Source organism: Atribacter laminatus (genome assembly GCF_015775515.1).
Classification (GTDB): domain Bacteria; phylum Atribacterota; class Atribacteria; order Atribacterales; family Atribacteraceae; genus Atribacter; species Atribacter laminatus.
Genome location: NZ_CP065383.1, coordinates 380,710 through 403,442 on the forward strand (window position 1 = coordinate 380,710; position 22,733 = coordinate 403,442).

Genomic DNA, 22,733 nt, shown 5'->3' on the forward strand with positions numbered 1-22,733 from the left:
ATTGCTAATAATCTTGTTTCGACTAATTCAAAGTACTTAAACGAGGTATTTTTATTTCAGTATAAGGCTGCAAGTTATAAGGGCTATCTATTATTTCAGAATTCGCTTCAAGGATTTTCTCCCATTTGGTTCCATCACGATAGTATCTTCTAGCAATATTCCAAAGGTTATCCCAGGGAAGAATGACATAGGAAGTGTATTTTTTTGACTCATCTAATTGTGTAGAAAGCTCCTGTATTTTTTTCTGGAGTATTTCAATTTGACTCAACTTGTTTTCGAGGTCTCTGGTTAAATTTTGTACTTCTTTTTCTACTCGTTTTTTTTCTTCCTCCAGTTTTTGGATATTTTCTGCTGACTGTTTTTCTTCCTTTAAAATGACCAACTCTTTGTCTATTCTATTCAACTCTTCCTGTTTTGTCCCCAAACCCTTTTCAAGGTCAAATTTTTCCTGACTCAGTCTTTCTATTTCAACTTGCAAATTATCCTTTTCCTGGTTCATAATTTGAAGAGATTGTTGGGTTTCTTCTATATGTTTTTGCCCATCAAGAGCTTCATATAACAAATCAACCCTTTCTTCGATTGCTTGTTTTTCCTGTTTTAAATCATCAATAGCTTCCTTGATAGTTTCAACCTCTGGAATACTTATTCCATATTCCTGAACAATAGTATTTATTTTCCCTTCAACTACTGATATTTTTCCTTCTATTGCATCGACCCGATTGAATATTTCTTTTTTATTTAATTCTTGGTTAAATTGTTCAAGTGTTCCAACTCGGTTTAAAACTTGATTCATTGAATTATTAAAAGTATCTAAAGACATCTTTAATTTTTCGTCATCAATTTTCTTGGAAATGTCAGTCTGAATTTTCTGATATTCTTCCTTCACTTCTTCAACAAACTGCTTTACATCAACAGTATTTTTTTCCAATAGACTACTCATTTCATCCCATTTATTTCCCCAATCTTGAGTGGTTGATTCCAATAATTGAATCTGTGCGTCAGTTTTAGCGAGTCGATCCTCTAATTCATTTTTTATATTCTGAAGGGATTGGACCTTCCCCTCAATAATGACCATAGTCTCATCACCTGACGTTTGTTTACTCCGAACATTTTCTAAGTTTTCCTGCAGTAAAGCAATATTTTTTTCATTCCCCTCAATTTCAGCAAGAAGCATCGCTTTTTCATTTTGAATGAATTCAATTTTTTGCTTTAATGATTCTTCATTTGCTAACAACTCACTAATTTTTGATTGCATTTCATCTAATGATTCAATATTCGGCAGAGAGATTCCAATTGCTTCAAGTTGATCCTGGAGCTCCAGTAAAGTTTTTTCCTGTCCAACCGAAATTTCATTTTTTATTTGGTCAAATTGTTCATTGATTTTTTCTGATAAATTGACCATTTGGCTTTTAGTTGCTTCTAAAGAATGGTTAAAACCATTTACTAAACTTTCTAGTTGATCTGAACGAGACCTGATGGCCTTTTGGGTTTCCTCCAGTTGGTTAATATTGGATTCCAAAACATTTGTTTTGGAATCCAAATTAGTTAGCTGAGTATTTATGAGCGAACTGAGGTTGGTCAGTTCATCAACGTAAGATTGTTGAGAAGTTTCCATTCCCTGCAGTGAACTGGAATAGCTATCAATTTGTTCGCGAATGGATTGTACTTGGCTTTCTACCGTTGTCTTCATGGTATTCATTTCACTTCGCAGGTCCTCAACGGTCTTTATCGAATCGACCAATTGCTTTTCTAGCTGTTGTTTCCAACTTTCAAATTGACTGGTTGTCTCAGTTAAAGTATTTTTAACGGTATCTAAGTTCGCATTGAGCGTTTCATATTCAGGAAGAATTGTAGAAAGTTCAGCTAATTGAGCAGATTGATTCTTAAGGTTGGTCAGTTCATCAACGTAAGATTGTTGAGAAGTTTCCATTCCCTGCAGTGAACTGGAATAGCTATCAATTTGTTCGCGAATGGATTGTACTTGGCTTTCTACCGTTGTCTTCATGGTATTCATTTTTTCTCTAATATCTTTTATTGATTTATCCGATTCAACTGTCTTTGTTTCTAATTCCTGAACTTGAAGGAACTTATTATCCAGAGAGGTAATATTTTGCGTAAGTTGAGCAAAAGACTCTTTCAGTTGATCTATTTCAGAAATACGGGTTTTAATAATGTTCTGTTGGGTATTCAGTTCATCATGAAGGGTGGTTAAGGCTGTCTGGTTTTCATTTTTGAATTTTTCCAGTTCTTCTTGCCAATTACTTTGGAAAGATACCAGTTCTTGCTTTTGTTTTCCGACATTTTCTTGGAAAGAATCCAACTTTTCTATAAAAGAAAGCTTTTCGGATTCATTCTTCGTCCAGTTTTCTTCAAATTCCATTTTTAAAGATTCTATCTGGTTTAATAAGCTGTTTTTCTGGGTTTCAATTATTTCTGCAGTGTCAATAAACCTTTGATCGACATTTAGAGAGAGAAGTTGGTCTTTTATGACTGGAATCTCGGTGCTCATGGTTTCCAGTTGGCTTAATTTTGTATTGAGTTCAGAGAGTTGCGTATCTTTATTCTTGCTTAAATGTCGTAATTCGATGAACGCCTTTTCTAACCCCTCGACTCGACTAACAGAATCGTTAATGGTTTGATCAAGCATATCAATCTGGGTACCGAAACTCTCGAAATTTTTTAATTTTTGAGCTAATTGATCACCTTGTTCGCTTAATACATTTAATCTGTCACCAGCTTCCGCAATACTTTTTTCATAAGAGGAAAAATCCGGTAAAGCAGAAATTTTTTCGGTGACTTCTGTAAGCGAAGTACCTTGATTTTTTATGCTCTCTTCTAATACCTTCATTTTCTCTGTCGTTCCAGTAAGTAACCCTTTCACTGGATATAAAAGTGAAAACATCACTAAAGACAGAATAATCGCAATAATAGCCAATACAAGTGAAGGCCAATTTCTCAAAAAATCACCCCCAACTCAATCTTATCTGTGACTTCTTGCTAAATCACAAGTAGAATAATTTAACTTTGTAATAATAAACTTTTCACTCTCTCGAAAACCTGATAATCGTCTACCGAAGCAGGATAAGAATACATATCCAAAAAAATGACCACAAAAAAAAGAAAAAAAAGAATTAAAATGAATACCCAATTCCGGTCGTAAACTCTTTTTTGACCAAGGTCAACATTTTGAATCCAAGTCGGTAATGCTTTTTTTCTTTTAATCATGCTCTTTCTCAAAAAAACAACAGTATTTTAGCTAAACATTTTCTTCGCCTGAACCTTCAACTATTTGCGCATATACTGCCCGGGCAAAATCTTTTTTAGTTGAACGATCAACAAATTTCAAAGCCTTAAGTAAATTATATTCCTCACCGGAAAGAGTACCATTTCTCAGCAAGCGATCTAGATCAGGTATGATAAAATGTGATAAATAAAGAGATGCAACCAAAAACTCTCGCCCTTCTCTTGACCTTAGACGAGCTTCTAATTTTTCAACAACCGACACATCTCCAGAACGATACATTTCAATTACATCTTCACCTGACAAACCGGGAATACTCTTAAAAACTGTATGGATAACAATATCTCCCAGTGGTTCCCCTGATTGAACTTTTTCTTTTACATCCCACAGTAATGGAGAAAAATCAATGGTTTCTTCGGTTAAATTAACTTTTATGTTTTTGGCGTCTAAACTTAATTCTTGTAATTTCTTCAATCCTCGTTCAATGATTGCCTGTCGGGGTTCCTGTGTTTTTTTCTGGTCAACAAGGGGTATTTTTGGAGCTTCTTTTTCCTTTTCCGGTTCAACATAACGTTCTTCAGTTTCAAATTGTTCCATTTCTTGGTTTTCAAAACTCATTTTTTGCTCAGGAGGAACAACAAAATCTTTTTTCAATCTCACTTCTTCTTGAGGTAGTTCTTTTTCCCGAGGGATTCTTTGCCATAGACGTTTCTCCTCGATTTCTTTTAAATCATTTTCCATTGTCGGAGGAGTTGGTCTTGCTTTAATTGGAAAATTAATCTTTTTTTCGGTAAAAAGACGCTTTTTAATCTTCGGTTCCTCTTCAAAATCCTCATTCTCTTCTTTCCAAAGCTTTCTTTCCCGAGCGCTTTCTCGAAGAATAAGAATAATACTGATTAATATAGCAACAATTAATATCGCTAAAATCAAACCAATTATATCTTGAATTCTTAACATACCTTGCATAGGCCCACCTCTAACCCTTTCGATCAAAATATATGTTTTTCCCTTGGGCAGAAAGAGGAATTCCCATTACTACGTCATCCTGAGTATAACCCATTTTTCTTGCTAACGCCCCCACTCTATACATAATACGATTGTCAACATTTAATAGTGAGGCAGTTTTTACCGCTGACCCAAGAGCAATACCCAAATCAAGTAAACGAAACATACATTGAGGCCCTTTAAATTCGTTTTTCTCAATCGGCTGCAACTCTTGACAGGTATCTAACCCACAAGCTCCACAATTTAAATTCATTACTGCTGCGTCCTTAATTCCTATTAATACTAAAACTTCCGATGCAACTAGATTTTTCCCGTCACGAATAAAACCTGGAATGTTTTTTTCCTCGCCGTACCGAATCATCCCTTCTCCAATTTTTTGGACATCATCCCCTTTTACCACGTGAACATGAACAAAATCAGTTCCACCTGATTTAGGAGCCGTTCGGGCTGCAATTGCCATCAATTCTCCAACTTGCTCTAACACTTCTCTCATTCTATCACCTCTCGGTAGAAACGCCTCTCTCTGGCTTCTATAATAACTGAAAAACCTTTTTAGGTCCACCTTCTTATCAATGATCCTTTTTTAAAGCAATTACCATGATGATTTGAGTAATTCGGCCATTTCTGATGACTGGAAAGGTCGTGGATTTTCAGTAATATTTTTACCGATATTATTAATATTTAAAACCGATATTAATTTGTCAAGAGGAACATTAAATTCTTTAAATCTTTTCCGTAAATGGATTTGGTCAAGAAAATCTTCAAAAGCCAGAGCAAATTCCTCTGCTGGGTCCTTCTTTCCAGTTTCTTTAATACCGATTTTGTTAACAATATGTAAGTATTTTTTAGAAAACACTTCTCGATTAAAACGAATAACCTGGGGCATCAGAACCGCACAGGTTTCTCCGTGGGAAATAGAAAACTTTGGCCCAATAAGATGAGAAAACCCATGAGCAGGTCCAGATGATGAATTTGCAAATCCCATAGCACTCAACATGCTTCCTTTGGCTACATATTCACGGTTTAAGAGGTTCGCTCCGTCTTGAACCACCTTAGGAAGATATTTCCAAAGGAGTTCAATGGCTTCTAACACCAGTGCATTACTAATCGGGTTAGAACGAGGGCTCGTATAAGCTTCGATTGCCTGTATTAAAGCATCTATTCCAGAAACAGCTGTGAGATAAGGACTCATTGATAAAGTAAAATTAGGATCAATGATAACTAACCGTGAAATTAAAAAAGGACTGCGAACGCTTCTTTTAATTCCAGTATCAACATCGGTTAAAACCGAATTACTGGTCATTTCCGAACCGGTTCCTGCCGTCGTTGGAAGTGCGATCCAAGGAACACCGGCCTTAACTATTGGTACTCCTTCAAAAAAAGGCTGTATGGTTTTTCCATTCCCAATCAATCCGGCAATAACTTTCCCACAATCAAGAACACTTCCTCCACCCAGTGAAATAACCATTTCACAATTAAAATCAATTGATAGTTTTAATCCTCTGTTTACAGTATCCAAAGAAGGTTCGGGTTCAACCTGGTCAAATATAGAATATATGAGCCCATTTCGATCAAGAGACTGGGTAATTTTATCGAGAATACCACTTTCCTTAACCGACTTTCGGCCGGTTATAATGATCGCTCTTTTCCCAATATTTACCAAAATTTTACCAATATCGTTCCCTTGGTTGGTTCCAAAAAATATTTCCCTGGGCAAACGAAAAACAAATGAATCTCCCATTATTACTTCCTTTTCCTTTCTTTTTTTTTCGAACGCTAAAACCAGTATTAAGTTTTATTTTATTCTTATCCATGCTTATTCTATCAACAAAAAAACCGAATTCCTCTTATTTCAATCCTAAAAATATAATAATGTTTAAAAAATCCGTCATCCTGAGCAGTGCTTTTCCGCGTGAGGATCTCATTTTTTAATTATTTTAAAAAAATACTAAATGAGATTGCCACGTCACTTCGTTCCTCGCAATGACGGAACAGTAGAAAATCAAATCCCCCTTACCCCCTTTTCTAAAGGGGGAGATTCATTTCTGAATGAGTAATTTTCATCCTCATCTGGTGCTGCTAATCAGTATGAGGGTCTATCCTGAAAATCTAAGGGCATGATAAATCAAGCCCCCTACCAAAGAATTAAAATTGTAGGAGCACAATATATTGTGCCCATTCTTTAATAATGTAGCGGCATGCCATGGCATGTCGAATCCTTGTTTTCGTCATCATCTAGCGCAAACAAGCAACATAAATACCTATCCTATCAAGCTGACAATGCAACTTTCATCTCGATTTTTTTCTCTCTTAAATTCTCCTCTTTCTCCTTTGGTAGGCTAAATATGGAAACCTCTAAATATGATAATATCCCTAAATACCCTATTCTACGGAGTCTCAATAATCTTATCACTAGGCTTCAACATTATGAAGATTTTTAAATATTAAATAATTGGACAGGTTAAAGTAGATTTTACTTCATGAATTTTTTGAATTTCTTTAAGCAGTCTTTCCCCAATTTCTTGGTTATCCTCGGCTTCAACCAAAAGAATAAGGTCAAAAGGACCCATCACTCGATCTATTCGAATAACCCATGAATACAAAGCTAACTCTTTTTTAACATTCTGTGCTTTCCCAACCTGAATTTGGAGAAGAATATATGCCTGAACAGCCATAGTTTCTCCTTGACACCTGACAATCTATTTGAATTAATATTTATTAAATTAATAGAATTCTAAATAGAAATTTTTCTATAAAACAACCCAGCTCACACCAAAAAAGAGAATTTTCATCATTGATCTTTAATAACCAATTTCTCCTATTCTATCCAATGAAGATATCAACTTTTGAATTTTTTTATTATAACATGTAACTCATTTTTTGAGGTATTTATGTTAAAGAAAATGAGATGGTTAAAGAAGATTAAATTCACTAATTAAAAGTGCTACAATAACTCTGGTTTTAGATTCACTCGCCAGAAAAAAGCTGAATACCCGGGAAAGGATGATGAAAACATGAAAAAGAATAGGATGGGAAAGCTTGACCTACAGGTTACTGAATTTTGTTTTGGTGCTCTTCCCATGGGACCTCTCCAAGCAAATATTCCAATAGATTACGGAGTTCACTTGATTCGTAAAGCCTGGGATAATGGAGTAAACTTTTTTGATACTGCCGAAATTTATCAAACCTCCACTTACCTTCGAGAAGCTCTGGTTGATTTTCCAGAAGCTATCATAGCTACGAAATCTACTGCATCGACCTATGAAGAAATGGAAAAAAGCATCAATAGAGCTCAACAGGAACTAGACCGATCTATGATCAACATTTTTCATTTACATGCAGCCCGGTCTACAGCAGCAGTTTTCGAAGAAAGAAAAGGTGCATTTGAGTGTCTAAAAGATTATAAAAAGAAAGGAATTATTCAAGCAGTTGGAATATCAACCCACGCCGTTGACGTTGTTGAAAAAGCAGCTGAAGAACCGGATATTGATGTTATTTTTCCTATCATTAATATTGATGGAATGGGTATCATCCGGGGAAATACTACAACAATGATTAAAGCAATTCAAAAAGCTTCCATAAGGGGAAAAGGAATTTATGCAATGAAAGTCCTCGCTGGTGGTCACTGTATTGATCGAATATTTGATGCTATCGAATTTGTACGCAATATCCGAGAAATTAGCTCAATAGCAATAGGTGTGGTCAGGGAAGTCGAATTAGATTTTCATCTCCTTCACTTCAATCAACAACCAATTTCTAAAGAACTCATGAATCAGTGTCTAGATCGGAAACAGAAAAAACCGGTTATGCTAAATAATTGCCGAAAATGCCGATTATGTGTGGAAACCTGCCCCTCTGGAGCGATTACCATGGGATCTGATCGACCTTTAATAAACCTGGAAAAATGTCTAACTTGTGGATATTGTTTACCTGTTTGTCCTGAATTTAATATCCGCTTTGTCTAACCATTTCTCGATTGCTTATTTTCAGTGTATTTTTTTCATTTTATATAATTAGCAAAAAAATCTAAGCCAGAATGACTTTTGGTTTTTCAAAACCATTAAAGGTTGTCGCCGAAGCCCATGAATAGGCACCAATATTGGGAACGAACACCAAGTCATCCAATTGCATCTCGGGCATCAAAACTCCATCAGCAATAATATCGACTGAGTCGCAAGTTGGTCCTGCCAATATGCAAGGATATTTTTCACTTTCATCTTTAAAAGTATAAAATTCAAAAACTGATTTATCAAAAGGAATAGCTGTAAATGTCCCATAATATCCATCGTCTAAATAATACCAGTTTTTACCCGAGCGTTTCGCTCGTCCTATTACTTTTGAAATCAACAATCCAGCACTTCCCACCAGACTTCTTCCCGGTTCGGCAACAAAAGTACAATCTCTGCCAAAATATTCCAATAAGAGGGGAGTGAGTATTTTACCCATCGATTCAACACTCACTTTGATATTTTTAGTCTGGTAAACCTGAAGAGGAAAACCGCCTCCGATATCAATGGTATGAAGGTGAATCCCTTTGGATGCTGCCTGTTCGAAAATTTCTACCACTAATTTGAGAGAAGCAATATAATTTTCTACATTCGTGCAAGGTGAACCGACATGAAAACTGATACCAATTGGATTCAAACCAGCATCTTGTGCCTTGAGTAACAAATCCAAAGCTTCATTGGGTTCGGCACCAAACTTATAGGATAGATTAATCCGACTACCTACCGAAGGTGTCTTAATCCTTAAGATAACCGACGCCCCTTGAAAAACCCGAGCCATTTTCCCTATTTCATCAAAATTGTCGTAAGTCAAACGGCTAACGCCACTATCCTTGGCAAAACGAATACCTTTTTTTCTTTTAATCGTATTAGCAAATATCATGCGTTGTGGAGAAATACCGTGGCTTAAAACCAATTGAATTTCTTGAAGGGATGCCACGTCAAATGAAGATCCAATTTCCCCTAAAACCTGGATAATATAGGGATGTGGATTTGCTTTCAAAGCATAATAAACTTCAACCCCTGGGAAGAAAGATCGAAAAGCCTGATAGTTATCTATTAACCTCTCTCGAATTATAATAAAAAGTGGAGTGTCATGCTGTTCAATTAACTTGTCAATTTTATCATAGCTTAAACCAAACACACCGGCTGAAAGGTTACTTTTCTCCAAAAATAATCAACTCCCGCTTTTATAATATGGAAATTATTAAATACCAAAATTGGAGCAAAAAGAACGATCATCCTTAGGAGGAAAAATTTGAATCAATACTCAAGAAGTACTTGCTCTGACAACTGTGAAGTATAAACTTTCATCACCGGATTTTCAAGAGTTTAGAACCATCGAGTCAACAAAATTTTTAGACGACCGCTGCTGGCTCGATGGTTACTTCAAGTGTTCTTTAATGTCCAGCGCTATTTACTGGCTTACCGGAATTTCTCCTTCTACTCCTTCGACAAACCACGAGAAAGACAAGATATCTTGATCAGACATTTTTTGCCCTTCAGCAATTTTCTCATTTCCATTTTGGTCTTTTATCGGACCCCAGAATACATCCCAGGTTCCATTAATTATTTTTTCCTGCTCTTCTTGAACCAAGGTTTTTACTTCTTCCGGCACATCTTGGCTAAAGGAGGTAAGTTTTACAATTCCCGTATCCATACCCCACCAATCGTCAATTGGTTTCCAGTTTCCTTCAATAACCTTTTTTATTATATCGACATAAATTGTTGACCAATCCCAAACCGAGGAAGTCAGGCATTTCGTCGGAGCATAGCTGGACATATCATTGTTATAACCAATAACATATACCCCTGACTCTTCAGCAGTTTGTGGAGTTGACCCAGAATCGGCATGCATACCAATCATGTCGGCTCCTGCATCAATAAGTGCTTTAGTAGCTTCTTTTTCTTTTCCAGGATCAAACCAAGAATAAAGCCAAACAACCTTCACTCTTGCGTCGGGATTCGCCTTACGGGCTCCTAAGGTAAAAGCATTAATCATACGGATTACTTCAGGGATTGGATGGGCTGCCGGAAAACCAATGATATTACTTTTTGTCATGCTTCCCGCCACTAACCCCGATAGATATCGAGCTTGGTACATCCTACCAAAATAGAGACCAACATTGTCAGCCATTTTATACCCCGAACAATGCATGAAAATTACGTCTGGGTATTTCTTAGCAACTTCAATAACCTGGTCCATATATCCAAACGATGTGGCAAAAACCAGCTGCGCTCCGTTTCGAACAAATTGTTCCATAACTCGTGCACAATCTGGCCCTTCTGGGACCGATTCAGCATACATGGTCGTTACCCCGGGAAACGCTTTTTCTATTGCTTGGCGTCCTTGGTCGTGCATATAACTCCATCCCCCGTCACCAACTGGACCTACAAAAACAAAGCCAATCTTGAGATCTTCCGCTGGAATCGGATCAAAAGCTAGAGCAACCGATCCCATGGCAAAAAAAACCACCAGAATTAATAACCATACCCATTTGTTCATTTTCTTATGACACTCCCTTTCCTTATTTAGTAAAATTAATGTCAAAAAAATTATACTTGATTTTGGTTCACTTATTCACTTTCTTCGCGAAAATAAGGTTGACCCAAAGAAGCTGGGGCTCCAAACAGGATACCCTTGCCTTTTCCAATTGAAATAAAAATGAGGACACAAACCGTAAGAAGATAGGGAAGCATTAGAAGTAAAGGCGTTGGGATGCTCGTTCCAGTTGCTTGAAGTCTTAATTGAAAAGCTTCTACGCCTCCAAAAAGATAAGCCCCTAAAGCAGCCCGGGTTGGATTCCATATTGCAAATATAACCAGAGCCACTGCAATCCAACCTCTTCCTGCAGTCATTGATTCAGTCCACATTTTATTATAAGCTACTGAGAGATAAGCTCCGCCTATGGCAACGATGCCACCACCAATTGCCACTGCTAAATAACGAATCCGATTAATGTTTAATCCCATCGCATCAGCAGCCCTGGGACTGTCACCTACTGCTCGTAAGTTTAAGCCTATCCGAGTCGAGATTAAAAACCATGAAAGGAAAATAACCAGGAAAAAGGAAAAATAAACCAGCAGGTCATGATTAAAAAAAATCGGACCAACAAAAGGAATGCGGTTTAAAACTGGAAAAGGAGTTTTTAATAAACCTGGAATGGTCTTACCGATGAATGCTTTTCCCATAAGGGAGCTGACCCCGGTTCCAAATATTGTCATTGCCAAGCCACTTACCACTTGATTGCCTCTTAATGTGATAGAAATAAAACCATGGATAAGAGTTATAAGAGCTCCTAAAATAAAGGCTGCCATTATTCCCAACCAAGGATTACCGCTCACTAAACTTACAGAAAAACCCGTGAGAGCTCCTATAAGCATTATTCCTTCTAAACCCAAGTTTAAAATTCCCGATTTTTCGATGATAATTTCCCCTAAAGTTGCAAATAAAATGGGAGTACCACTTCGAACTGCTGCAGCCAGAATGGAAACAACCATTTCCACTTAGCGCTCATCTCCTCTAATAAACCGTATTCGGTAATTCCTAAAAAATTCTCCCCCTAAAACAAAAAACAGTATTAATCCTTGCAAAACCAAGGTGCTAGCGATGGGTAATCGCATTACAATCTGCAGGCTTTCGCCTCCTACCTGAAGGGCACCAATAAGAAAGGAAACCAGCATAACCGAAATAGGATTCAAACGAGCCAACCAAGCAACAATAATCGCAGTAAATCCGAATTCTGCAGTAAAACCATGCTGTAGGCGTCCCTGTAAGCCTGAAACCTCACACATTCCGGCAATCCCTGCTATTGCCCCAGATATAAACATAATTAGGACAATATATCTTAAATAATAAATACCAGCATATTGAGCTGCTTTTGGGCTTTCGCCAATAACTTGTATTTCATACCCCCAACGGGTATAACGAAAGATAAACCAGAAAAAAATTGCAAAAAAGATTGCAATAAAGAGCCCGTAATGGATTCTCGTCCCAACGAGAAGAGGAATCCGTGCCGCCTCAGGAAAAGGAGCAGTCATGGGAAATCCCAAGCTATCTGGGTCTTTCCACGGCCCATAGATAAAATAATCAACCAGGTGTATAGCGACATAGTTAAGCATTAATGTAGTAATAGTTTCGTTTACATTCCAACGAGCTTTTAAATATCCTGCTATAGCGGCCCAACTTCCACCAGCAATACCAGCTAATAAAAACATGATAAAAAACATCATCCAGTGGTTATCTACATAAAAATACCGAACTGCAGCAGTCGTTGCCAAAGCTCCCAAAAAGATTTGGCCGGCAGCACCAATATTCCAAACGGTGGCTTTAAAAGCCAAAGTAACCGCTATGCCTGATAGAGTTAAGGGAATGGCTTTTACAATGGTTTCACTAATTCCATACCAATCACCGAATGCGGTTTGAAACATTCCACGATAAGCTTGAAGTGGGGATACCTTGAGAAATGCTAAGAAAATTGATCCACCGATCAAGGCTAACAATACCGATATGATAGGAAGAAAAACACTTAAAAACCAGGAGGAATAAGTTCGTTTATCAACTCGAACAGAAATACTCATGCAGAAACCTTTTGAATATTTTTTAATGGAGTTCCTGCCATCATCAAGCCTAAAACTTCAGGTGTGATCTCCTGTGGTTGGTCAACAATTCCCATGATTTCTCCTTTACATATGACGGCCAGTCGGTCACTCAAAGCAACTAGTTCTTCTATGTCTTCAGAAATTAAAAGAACCGAAGCCCCTCGGTCTCTTTCTTTTAGAATTTGTTCCCGAACAAATTTGGTAGCCGCAACGTCTAAACCCCATGTTGGATGCATAGCAATAATAACTTGAGGTGAATCGCTGAGTTCTCGCCCTAACATTAGTTTTTGAAGATTGCCCCCGGAAAGATTCTTTACCGGATAGCGACTATGAGGAACGGCAATATAAAATTTTCGAATTAAATAGCGGGCATATTGATCCACTTCATACCAATTAATTAATGATCCCTTTGAAATGGGGTTTTTCCAATACTTTTTCAAAATTGCATTTTCATCGACCATCATATTCGGAATTAAACCAACTCCACGTCGGTCAGCCGGAATATATCGAAGACCTTTATTTATAAAATGTCGGGGCGGTCGGTTGGTAAGTTCATGTTGATTTATTTTTATTTTTCCTGACTCGATCCTTCGTAAGCCTGATAGCGCTTCGCATAATTCCTGTTGACCATTCCCTGCCACACCAGCCATTCCAAGTACTTCTCCTTGATGTATTTGTAACGAAAGATCTCGAATAACCTGAAATCCACGATCACCACGAACTTGAATATTTTCAACATCGAAAACTAAAGGACCGGATAATTTTGGTTGCTTTTGAATCGAAAAAACAAATTTCTGCCCCATCATCATTTCCGCTAATTTTTCCTTGGTGGTTTCACAGGTAAGAACCGACCCAACTTTTTCACCTTTGCGAAGAATGGTTACCCGATGGGATAACCTCATAACTTCATCCAATTTGTGTGAGATAAAAATTATTCCATACCCTTCCGATGCCATAAAAGCAAGCATTTTAAATAAATTCTGGCTTTCTTGAGGAGTTAATACTGCCGTTGGTTCATCGAGAATGAGCAGTTTTGCCTTCCGATAGAGCATCTGTAAAATAGCTACCCTTTGTTGTTCCCCGATCGACAATTGCCAAACAAATGACATCGGATCTATCTGAAGACAATATTTTTCCGATAATTCCATTATCTGCCTTTTTATTTCTTGTTTGGGAAGAATTTGAGGAAGATTATTTAAACCCAAAATCATATTTTCCCAGACGGTTTGACCAGGAATCAGCATAAAATGCTGATGAACCATCCCTATTCCAGCCCGAATTGCATCAAAAGGTGAACGAAAATCACATTTTTGACCATTAATAAAAATGTTTCCCGAGTCGGGAAGGTAAAGACCATATAAAATATTCATTAATGTTGATTTACCGGCGCCATTTTCTCCTAATAAAGCATGAATTTCTCCATATTTTAAATCAAAGTCAACCTTTTGATTGGCTATAACGCTCCCAAAAGTCTTGGTGATTCCTTTCATTTCAACGCCACTCATCAACTTAACCTCCAAAAATGAATACCTTCCACCTTAGAAAGAACAATTTTACTCTACGAATTAAATATGGGCAAAATAAAAGTATCGCTGAACAGAATACCAAGAAAAAAACTGGTTTTTTTATACAGAGTAGGTTAAAACTTACCCTGTTGAGGGCATAAAAAGTACTCGTTGCAAATTATATCAAATATTACTGGTTGAAAAAAAGCATTATATTTATTAATATTGCACAAGTGTTACTATTTATGTTTTATCTTTCGAAATACTTCTCCAATTTGAAATATTTTATTCTCGGAATAATCCTTTAGAAGGAGAGCGATATACCATGAAACACACCATAACCCTCATACCGGGAGATGGCACCGGTCCAGAGATCACCAATACGGTAGTCAGTGTTCTGGAAGCAACTGGTCTCGAAGTTGAATGGGATGTTCAGGAAGCTGGGTCTGATGTTCTTGAAAAATATGGAACCCCGTTACCAAATCATGTTCTTGAATCAATAAAAAAGAATAAAGTCGCACTCAAGGGTCCGATTACGACTCCGGTTGGAACTGGTTTCCGGAGTGTAAATGTCGCTCTTCGGAAGGAACTGGATCTCTTTGCTTGTGTACGACCTTGCAAAACCTATCCAGGGGTTCGGTCGCGATATGAAAATATTGATCTGGTTATCATTCGGGAAAATACCGAAGACCTTTATGCCGGTATCGAGTTTGAAGTAAATAAAGAAACCACGACTCATTTAATCCAAAACATAAAAGAATTAAGTGGTCACTCAATACGCAGTGATGCCGGTTTAAGTATTAAACCAATATCGGTTTTTGGTTCAAAGCGAATTATTACTTTCGCATTTGAATATGCCCGTCAGAATAAACGGCACAAGGTCACTGCTGTTCACAAAGCGAATATCATGAAATATTCTGATGGTCTTTTCCTTCAGGTTGCTCGTCAAGTGGCAACAAGTTATCCGGATATAGAATTTGAAGATCGCATTGTTGACAATATGTGTATGCAATTAGTGCAAAAACCAGAACTTTATGACGTATTAGTTCTCCCCAACCTCTATGGTGATATTCTTTCTGATTTAGGAGCTGGTCTGGTTGGAGGTCTAGGTGTTGCACCTGGAGCAAATATCGGCAATGACTATGCTGTATTTGAACCAACTCATGGAAGTGCTCCCAAATACAAAAACCAAAACAAAGTAAATCCTATTGCTATGATTCTTTCGGGAATGATGATGCTTCAGTATATCGGTGAAAAAGAAAAAGCCCAGAAGTTGGAAAAAGCTGTTGCCAAGGTTATTCAAGAAAATCGTTTTGTAACCTATGATATGAAGCCTATTTCCGATCAACACCAAGCAGCCAAAACCCATGAAGTTGGAGAAGCTATTAGCCGAATTCTTACCAAATAATTCTAAAAATTGATTAAAAGGGGTGTCCTTCCATGAAATATTTACGGTTTCTAAAACCTGATACCAATCAGTGGAGTTGGGGCATTATTGAAAAAGATTCAATCATAGAAGAATTTTCCGATTCTTATTTTAATTCATCAGAAAAAAATGGATTTTCGCTTAATCTGTCTCAGGTAAAACTAGGATCACCCACTCTCCCATCAAAAGTTGTTGCTGTAGGCTTAAACTACCGCGACCACATCCAAGAATTCGGCCACCAAGTTCCCGATCATCCTATCCTGTTTATCAAACCATCAACAGCGGTTCTTGAACCAGGAGGAACTATACTCCTTCCCCAACAATCAAACCAAGTAGATTTTGAAGGCGAGCTTGCAGTGGTAATAAAACAAACTGCCTATCAGATAACCGCCCAAGATGCTCCAAATTATATTCTCGGTTATACTTGTTTTAATGATGTCACCGCTCGTGATTTGCAGAGCATTGATGGACAATGGACCCGAGCCAAATCTTTTGATACTTTTGCCCCAATCGGTCCGTGGATAGTTTCCAAGTTAAACCCCAACCGCCTCCAAATCCTCACCCGGGTAAACGGGACAATTCGACAACAATCAAATACTAAACATCTGGTTTTCCCAATAAACGAATTAGTTGCCTATATATCTCAAATTATGACTCTACTTCCCGGGGATGTTATTGCAACCGGTACTCCATCAGGCGTTGGTCCTTTAAAACCAGGAGATCGTGTAGATGTTGAAATTGAGGGAATTGGAATTTTAACCAATCTCGTCAGGAAAATATAGATTATGTACCATGTTCTATTGATAATGCTAATCCTGATGGGTTTGGGAATCGTTTTGCAGATTTTTAAAATATTCCCGCCGGGCACTGCTTCTCTACTAAATAAATTTGTACTGTATATTTCTTTCCCCTGCTTGGTTTTTCGGTCTTTACAACCAGCAACTATTGAAGCCGCTTACTGGAAAATCCCACCGTTAGCTCTTTCCATCATAACCATCATTTTTCTGCTTTCTTATGGTTGGGGAAAATACCGATTAAAATTCTCCCCGGCAAGTAGTGCAAGCTTTGCTATGGGGGCTGCTTTTGGCAACACAGCTTTCCTTGGCTATCCCTTTGTTATGGCTTTGCTGGGTGAAAATGCGCTCCCTCCGGCAATTTTTTTTGATCAGATGGGTAACTTTTTAGTAGTCTATACTGTAGGGGTAGCCATCTGCGCGTATAGTAAGGACCAGAAATTTTCTTTTACTAGTTTCAAAGAAATTTTAAAATTACCACCCTTTTTAGCTTTTATTGTCGCTTTGCTCCTCAATGGGGTTTCGATACCTGCAGTCTTTATGGATTCCATAAAACGATTAGCCGATACCACTGTCCCAGTTATTATGATTGCCATTGGTTTATCGCTTTCAATAAAGCATCTATCACGCCGTTTGGTTCCAATACTTTATGCCACCGGTATTAAGTTAGTCCTTCTGCCAATATTATTTTTAATTTTGACTCGATTCATTCTTTTTGAACCGGTAACCCGACAAGTCATGGTTATTCAATCCGCGACTCCCACTCTCATGAGTTCTTTTGCTTTAGCTTCGCTTTATTCACTTGATACAGAATTATGTTCCAGTATTATTTTTACTACAACGATCATATCCTTTGCAACTTTACCGTTATGGAACTTTATCCTTCACTATTTCTAAGCGAACTCGTAATGGTCCGATGGTATAAATATCGTTTTCTGCTATAGCATTAATTAAAACTTGATCACTCAATTGAGAGAGCTGACGGCTTACATCGGTCAGGTTCAGAGCGGAAACCAAACCGATTCTTCCTCGCTGCGGTATAATCCCCTGTTTTACGCCAAGGGTATTTAATTCACTTAAGATTTCGGTGAGTATTTGCTCAACATTGCTCTGGTCAGAATCCACACTAACTTCCTTTTGATAAACCAATTGACCAGCAGCAAAGATTTTTTTATTATCATCTAATAAAAAACGGGTAATAACTGGCTCTCCCTTTAGAGTATTCAGTGCTGAAACGAGCCGAATTACCGTCTGGTTTTGTGATAATATTAATTTTTCTAAAGCTTGATCAAAATTATCACCCATCACAAAAACTGCCCTCTGGCTAGAACTATCTTGCCCAGCTCCCCTTCTTAATGCTAATTCGTCAGCCCTTTGCAACAAGGTAAGTAAGTAGTTTTCAGCTTCTTCTCTTGCCAACCCGGCCGGTGCAAGACCCCTTAGCATCTCTTCATCTTCCTGGAATACAATCTCACCCTGGCGAATAGCAACAATGGTTTCTTGAGTCCGTCTCAATTCTAATTGAAGAGATTGAATTTCTTCATTGAGACTATTTCTCTGTTCAACCAGGTCATGGATATTTCCATTTAAAATTTCAACCTGACTTTCTAATTGAGATCGAGACAAAATTAAATCTTTTTCCTTTTGTTCTAACTCAGCAATCCTCTTTTGAAAATTTTCTGCTTCCTTTCTCATAACATCTAATTCCGTGTTTCTTTGTTTCACCTCATAATTTAAAGAGTCAAGCTTTTCTCTCAATTCTCTCATGCCAAACAAGGCAGTTCTTACATCCTCTGATGCAACAGTCAATATCGCCAGGGTTATAGTTGCAATCATAACTCCAGTGATAATACTCATTAAAATAGCCGTATAGCGAGGGCGCAGTTTTAATACTGATAAGCGTTGTTTACCTATGCGTCTCCCTAAAACATCTCCTAAATAAGCAACAACTCCACTGATAATAATAATTGAAATTATGAGCAGGAAACCGGAAAAGTCCAAATGTGGTTCTCCTTTGATTAATATTTCTCTTTAAACTGTATCAGACCGACACCAAGAATACCAGTGATAATATTACTCAGCCATGCCCCTAAAAAAGGAGACATACCGCCCCCCTCAGCGACTGTCCCGCTAACCGAAAACAACACATAATAACCGAAAACCATTAAAATACTCATTCCTATCCCCATTACTTTACCCGAACGAGGCGACGCTATTCCAAGTGGAACTCCCACCAAGGCAAAAAAGATTGCTGCAAAAGGGATAGCGGTTTTTTGCCAAAGCATAAGCTGTAGTCGGTATTTTTGTTCAGGGTTTTCATGTTCCTGAGAAATATACTCTTGAAGTTCTTTATAACTCATTTCTTGTGGATTTTTTTGACTCTTTAAAACATCTTCCATGCTTTGTTGCGTGTACATTTCCTCTTTTTCAAAACGTACAACTCTTTCCACCTCACCACGGGAACCAACCTCATACATGACTCCTTTAATAAAAACCCATTTCCCATTATCCAAAAATGCTTGATCGGCATTCAAAATCCGCTTTAACCCATTGTGATCATATTCTTGAACAATAACTCCTGACAAGAGTGGTTGTTCTCGATCAATTTTCTTAACGTAAAAAATTCTTTCTTGGGATTCATCAATCCGATCGCGGAAAAATGTATTTTCCTGAAATAACCAGCTGGTTACCGAAGTTCCACCAATCAAACTCTGTAGTTTTTGAGAAGAAGTCGGTAATATCCTTTCTTGTATATAGATGGTAAAAATACAAGACCAGATTCCTATTAAAAGAAAAGGAATAACCAAACGTTTTACACTGATACCTGATGCTTTTAAAGCAATTACTTCGCTATCGGCTGCCATTCGATTCATGGTAAGAAGAACTGATAGAAGGACTGACATAGGAAACACGTATACTAAAAAAGATGGAAGGCTATACAAAAAAACCTGGGCGATGGTCATAAATGGCACTTTGGATTGAAGCCATAGTCGGGTAAGCCGAAATAACAAATCGCCAGCGGTGAGGATGGTTAGAAAGAGCGCAACACCAAGAAAAAAGTTGTGAAGCGCTTGTTTGAGGAGATACCAATCAAATACTTTCATGCTCTCTACATATTAAATCTTTCGCCCAAGTAATATTTTCGGCTTACCTCAGAAGATATTATTTCTTCCGATGTTCCAGAAATTAAAATTTTTCCGTCAAACATTATATAAGCTCGATCGGTTATAGACAAAGTCTCTCGAACAGCATGATCAGTAATCAGGACGCCAATATTTTTCTGGGCAAGATATTTGATAACACCTTGAATCTCCTCAACTGCAATTGGATCTATCCCTGTAAAAGGTTCATCCAATAAGACAAAAGAGGGGTCAGTTGCTAAAGAGCGTGCGATTTCCAGCCGTCTTCTTTCTCCTCCGGAAAGAAGGTTTGCCGATGTCTTTGCCAAATGACTTATTCCAAACTCTTCTAACAATTCCTCCCGTCGTTTTATGATATCTTTTCTTTTCAAACCTTGCATTTCAAGGACCAAATCAATATTTTCCCAAACTTTAAGCTTACGAAATACCGATGGTTCTTGGGCTAAATACCCAATTCCTAGCCGAGCTCGCAAATACATTGGTAAGTGATTAAGTTCTTGGGAATCGAGAAACACTTTGCCTCCACTAGGACGAATCAAACCAACAATAATATAAAAAGTAGTAGTTTTCCCTGCTCCATTCGGTCCTAACAGCCCAACGATTTCTCCTCGAGAAACCTGAATACTCACTTCCTGAACGACTCTTTTTTTGGAATATTCCTTGGCTAATCCTTCACCCTTTAACGATTGCCAACTTCTTTCTTGGATCAATTGGTCTCTTCTCCTTCAATCGCCATTATATTTATTTCAACATTTCCTTCCACTCTCACTTTTCCAGTTTCAACATCAATTAAAATTTTCTCTCCGCGTAGCTGATTCCCATCCTTCTCGACAGTAGCATTCCCCTCTAATACAATAAAATTTGATCCTTCTTGATATGTGGCGCTTTTTGACTGGCCCGACCATCCTTCCTTTGCAATCACGACCGAAGATGCTAACCATTTTTTTTCATTTAAGCTATAATCAACTTGTTGAGGTCTTATTTGGAAACTATTTATCATTAATAATGGGTTACCGGTTAGAAGGATCTTTCCGGGAGATAGAAAAAAGTCCATCTTTTTGGTCTGGAAACTAAAATCCTTTCCTTTCCCTTGGATATCGGTCATTACTACCTTTTTTTCCTTTCCATAAAAAAACAAAGACTGGGAAAAAATCGTTTTGTCTTCCCAAACCACCTGGATTTCACCCTCACTTTTTGCTTCTTGCTTGACGGTATCGACTTCAAGATAAGGGCAAATCATGGTAACGCCCTGCCATTGTATCGTAGATTGTCCCTTGGCATAAATAATACCGGTTTTTTCATCAAATTCAGCCGATGAGGTTTTTAAAGTTACATCGGATGAGCTTTGAGCAGCCGTAATCCCTTCCCTACTCAATAAAAATAGAAAAATAATTAAAACTAAAACAGGCCAAATATTTATTTTTCTCATAAATTCCCCTCGCTCTTTAAAGTAATAACAACCTCTTCGGGAAAAGCAAGTAATCCTCGAGATAAATCGTACCAAAGCTTCTTTGATTCAATCAGCATATTTTTTTTCTCAACCAAAACATTTTCTATTCTCATAAATTGCTCATTACTTAGCCACGTCAAGGTCTTACCAACGATAGAACCACCTCCATCAATCTTTACGAGATTGATATCTTCAAGCCGTGCATCTGAGTTTTCAACATCCACTTGTCCCTTTTTCGCCTTAATCTGATATTGCGGTTGGTTCTCTTGAAATAAAAAACCTTGAACACCATTTAAATAAATGTTTTCTCCGTCTTTGCTTAGGTCGTCGGTATGGATTTCCCATTCCTTCCCTGAATCGGACACTCTGCTAATTTCTGCTTTTTCCAACTGGATAACCAAAGAACCCTGGTTAATCGGGGTAGGAGAAATCAGCGCTGTTCGGAAAGTTTTTGATCTTTCCAGCGGATTGATCCAAAAAACCAATATCAATATTACCAATAAGACCAAAGAAAGGTATAACCATAAAAGCGTTTTCCAATCATTACTCATTCTCAACATTTAATTGATAATAGACTTTTTGAAAGCCTTTGAGTGCCATTTGCTGGCAAATCTCACGACTCTTTTCATTATTACTGGAAAAAACCAAATAGGTCAAATTTTTATCATGAGTTTCTAAGGCTTGATTCAGATCAGTTATCACCTGATAACTAACATTTAGTTTATCAGAATAGGGATTTTCATTTTCTAAACGGAAATCAAGCAATTGAACCTGGGGAGATATTTTGATAAGATTCTCAGCTTCTATCGGTAATAACCCCCTATACCACATTATCCGTCCTAACTTTTTCATGATATTATCGCGATTGGTGGCTCCGATAATGAAATCAACGATATTCCCCAAGGGATCAATAAAATATGCAGTTGGAACTCCAAATATTTGATAAAGTCCTACTAATTGTGCTTCCTGATCAAGTAAGGTCAAATAATCATAAGGAATGTTTTCCAACATTCTACCAACGGTGTCTTGGCTCTCACCGAGATTGATTGCAATCACTTGAAGACCGGAATTTTCTTTATAAGTATGATAAATTTCGTTTAATAATGGAAGTTCTTCGGCACAAAATCCACATTTGGTAGTAAAAAAGCTTATAATAATAGGCTTTCCTAAAAATTCACTCAATGAATACATTTTACCATCAAGATCGGGGAGTTGAAATTGAGGCGCAGGTTTTCCCGCAGCAAATAGAGAGAAGAAAATCATGGTAGTTAAAACGAATATTGTCATAAAGAAAAATCTCTTGGTTTTCATTGAACGTTTAACCCCCTATTTGAAGTCATTGTTGTATATCTTTATTGAGAAACAAACGTTCAAAAAACAGAAATATTCCGTATCTTTCACAAAATTTTTTTATTTTCTTTTCCTCAAAGAGATATTTCCGAAACAAAAAAAGGGATTGGATCCAAAAAGAGGAACAAAAAAAAGACTCAAGAATCTTGAGTAGAAACACCGAGTAATATGCAGGAAAAAAGACAAAACGAAGAATTCTTAGAATTCACATCGCTA

At 37.5% G+C, this 22,733-nt stretch carries 21 protein-coding genes; 4 read left to right on the forward strand and 17 right to left on the reverse strand.

Annotated features, from left to right (window positions below; translation table 11 throughout):
* Window positions 1-22: 22 nt before the first annotated feature.
* The 6 genes from RT761_RS01850 to RT761_RS01875 all read right to left on the reverse strand — a co-directional run bounded on the left by RT761_RS01850 (window position 23) and on the right by RT761_RS01875 (window position 6,921).
* Window positions 23-2,959, reverse strand: coding sequence for a LysM peptidoglycan-binding domain-containing protein (locus tag RT761_RS01850; protein ID WP_218112399.1), 2,937 nt, complete (start codon window positions 2,957-2,959; stop codon window positions 23-25).
* A 59-nt stretch (window positions 2,960-3,018) separates the two neighbouring features.
* Window positions 3,019-3,225: a hypothetical protein gene (locus RT761_RS01855; protein WP_218112400.1), complete on the reverse strand. Its 207-nt coding sequence runs from the start codon at window positions 3,223-3,225 to the stop codon at window positions 3,019-3,021.
* A 31-nt stretch (window positions 3,226-3,256) separates the two neighbouring features.
* Window positions 3,257-4,198: a hypothetical protein gene (locus RT761_RS01860; protein ID WP_218112401.1), complete on the reverse strand. Its 942-nt coding sequence runs from the start codon at window positions 4,196-4,198 to the stop codon at window positions 3,257-3,259.
* 19 nt (window positions 4,199-4,217) lie between these two features.
* Window positions 4,218-4,739 (reverse strand): ferredoxin domain-containing protein, encoded by a 522-nt coding sequence (locus RT761_RS01865; protein ID WP_218112402.1) that lies wholly within the window; start codon window positions 4,737-4,739, stop codon window positions 4,218-4,220.
* A 99-nt stretch (window positions 4,740-4,838) separates the two neighbouring features.
* Window positions 4,839-5,987: an iron-containing alcohol dehydrogenase family protein gene (locus RT761_RS01870; RefSeq protein WP_218112403.1), complete on the reverse strand. Its 1,149-nt coding sequence runs from the start codon at window positions 5,985-5,987 to the stop codon at window positions 4,839-4,841.
* 703 nt (window positions 5,988-6,690) lie between these two features.
* Window positions 6,691-6,921, reverse strand: a complete 231-nt coding sequence (locus RT761_RS01875) for an Lrp/AsnC ligand binding domain-containing protein (protein ID WP_218112404.1) — start codon at window positions 6,919-6,921, stop codon at window positions 6,691-6,693.
* 339 nt (window positions 6,922-7,260) lie between these two features.
* Between RT761_RS01875 and RT761_RS01880 the strand changes: the two genes are divergently transcribed.
* A complete protein-coding gene (locus tag RT761_RS01880; protein ID WP_218112405.1) occupies window positions 7,261-8,211 on the forward strand; it encodes an aldo/keto reductase in 951 nt (316 codons plus the stop codon).
* Between the two features lie 61 nt (window positions 8,212-8,272).
* Here the strand turns inward: RT761_RS01880 and RT761_RS01885 are convergent, their stop codons facing one another.
* The 5 genes from RT761_RS01885 to RT761_RS01905 form a co-directional block, all read right to left on the reverse strand.
* Complete coding sequence (locus tag RT761_RS01885; protein WP_218112406.1) at window positions 8,273-9,421, reverse strand: type III PLP-dependent enzyme; 1,149 nt, start codon at window positions 9,419-9,421, stop codon at window positions 8,273-8,275.
* A gap of 246 nt (window positions 9,422-9,667) precedes the next feature.
* Entirely contained in the window at window positions 9,668-10,756 is a 1,089-nt protein-coding gene (locus RT761_RS01890) for a BMP family ABC transporter substrate-binding protein (RefSeq protein WP_218112407.1), read from the reverse strand.
* Between the two features lie 71 nt (window positions 10,757-10,827).
* Entirely contained in the window at window positions 10,828-11,757 is a 930-nt protein-coding gene (locus RT761_RS01895; protein WP_218112408.1) for an ABC transporter permease, read from the reverse strand.
* Entirely contained in the window at window positions 11,758-12,831 is a 1,074-nt protein-coding gene (locus RT761_RS01900; protein ID WP_218112409.1) for an ABC transporter permease, read from the reverse strand.
* Complete coding sequence (locus RT761_RS01905) at window positions 12,828-14,357, reverse strand: ABC transporter ATP-binding protein (protein WP_218112410.1); 1,530 nt, start codon at window positions 14,355-14,357, stop codon at window positions 12,828-12,830. The genes RT761_RS01900 and RT761_RS01905 overlap by 4 nt, the downstream gene beginning before the upstream one ends.
* A gap of 325 nt (window positions 14,358-14,682) precedes the next feature.
* Between RT761_RS01905 and RT761_RS01910 the strand changes: the two genes are divergently transcribed.
* Genes RT761_RS01910 through RT761_RS01920 form a run of 3 tightly spaced genes read left to right on the forward strand, consistent with a single transcriptional unit; the run spans window position 14,683 to window position 17,474 of the window.
* The gene (locus tag RT761_RS01910; protein WP_218112411.1) at window positions 14,683-15,765 is read left to right on the forward strand and encodes an isocitrate/isopropylmalate dehydrogenase family protein; all 1,083 of its coding nucleotides are present in this window, start codon (window positions 14,683-14,685) and stop codon (window positions 15,763-15,765) included.
* Between the two features lie 32 nt (window positions 15,766-15,797).
* Window positions 15,798-16,565, forward strand: a complete 768-nt coding sequence (locus RT761_RS01915; RefSeq protein ID WP_218112412.1) for a fumarylacetoacetate hydrolase family protein — start codon at window positions 15,798-15,800, stop codon at window positions 16,563-16,565.
* A 3-nt stretch (window positions 16,566-16,568) separates the two neighbouring features.
* Entirely contained in the window at window positions 16,569-17,474 is a 906-nt protein-coding gene (locus tag RT761_RS01920) for an AEC family transporter (protein ID WP_218112413.1), read from the forward strand.
* On the opposite strand, the gene RT761_RS01925 is transcribed toward RT761_RS01920, so the two are convergent.
* Genes RT761_RS01925 through RT761_RS01950 form a run of 6 tightly spaced genes read right to left on the reverse strand, consistent with a single transcriptional unit; the run spans window position 17,445 to window position 22,478 of the window.
* Complete coding sequence (locus RT761_RS01925; RefSeq protein WP_218112414.1) at window positions 17,445-18,578, reverse strand: DUF3084 domain-containing protein; 1,134 nt, start codon at window positions 18,576-18,578, stop codon at window positions 17,445-17,447. The genes RT761_RS01920 and RT761_RS01925 overlap by 30 nt on opposite strands.
* 17 nt (window positions 18,579-18,595) lie before the next feature.
* Complete coding sequence (locus RT761_RS01930) at window positions 18,596-19,681, reverse strand: LptF/LptG family permease (RefSeq protein WP_218112415.1); 1,086 nt, start codon at window positions 19,679-19,681, stop codon at window positions 18,596-18,598.
* A 5-nt stretch (window positions 19,682-19,686) separates the two neighbouring features.
* On the reverse strand, window positions 19,687-20,427 hold the full coding sequence (gene lptB / locus RT761_RS01935; protein WP_218112416.1) for an LPS export ABC transporter ATP-binding protein: 741 nt from the start codon (window positions 20,425-20,427) through the stop codon (window positions 19,687-19,689).
* Window positions 20,424-21,146 carry an LptA/OstA family protein gene (locus tag RT761_RS01940; protein ID WP_218112417.1) on the reverse strand — a complete coding sequence of 241 codons (723 nt, stop codon included), beginning with the start codon at window positions 21,144-21,146 and terminating at the stop codon, window positions 20,424-20,426. The genes lptB and RT761_RS01940 overlap by 4 nt, the downstream gene beginning before the upstream one ends.
* Window positions 21,143-21,718 carry an LPS export ABC transporter periplasmic protein LptC gene (gene lptC, locus RT761_RS01945; protein ID WP_218112418.1) on the reverse strand — a complete coding sequence of 192 codons (576 nt, stop codon included), beginning with the start codon at window positions 21,716-21,718 and terminating at the stop codon, window positions 21,143-21,145. Before lptC ends, RT761_RS01940 begins: the two co-directional genes overlap by 4 nt.
* On the reverse strand, window positions 21,711-22,478 hold the full coding sequence (locus tag RT761_RS01950; RefSeq protein WP_218112419.1) for a TlpA family protein disulfide reductase: 768 nt from the start codon (window positions 22,476-22,478) through the stop codon (window positions 21,711-21,713). The genes lptC and RT761_RS01950 overlap by 8 nt, the downstream gene beginning before the upstream one ends.
* Window positions 22,479-22,733 lie beyond the last annotated feature (255 nt).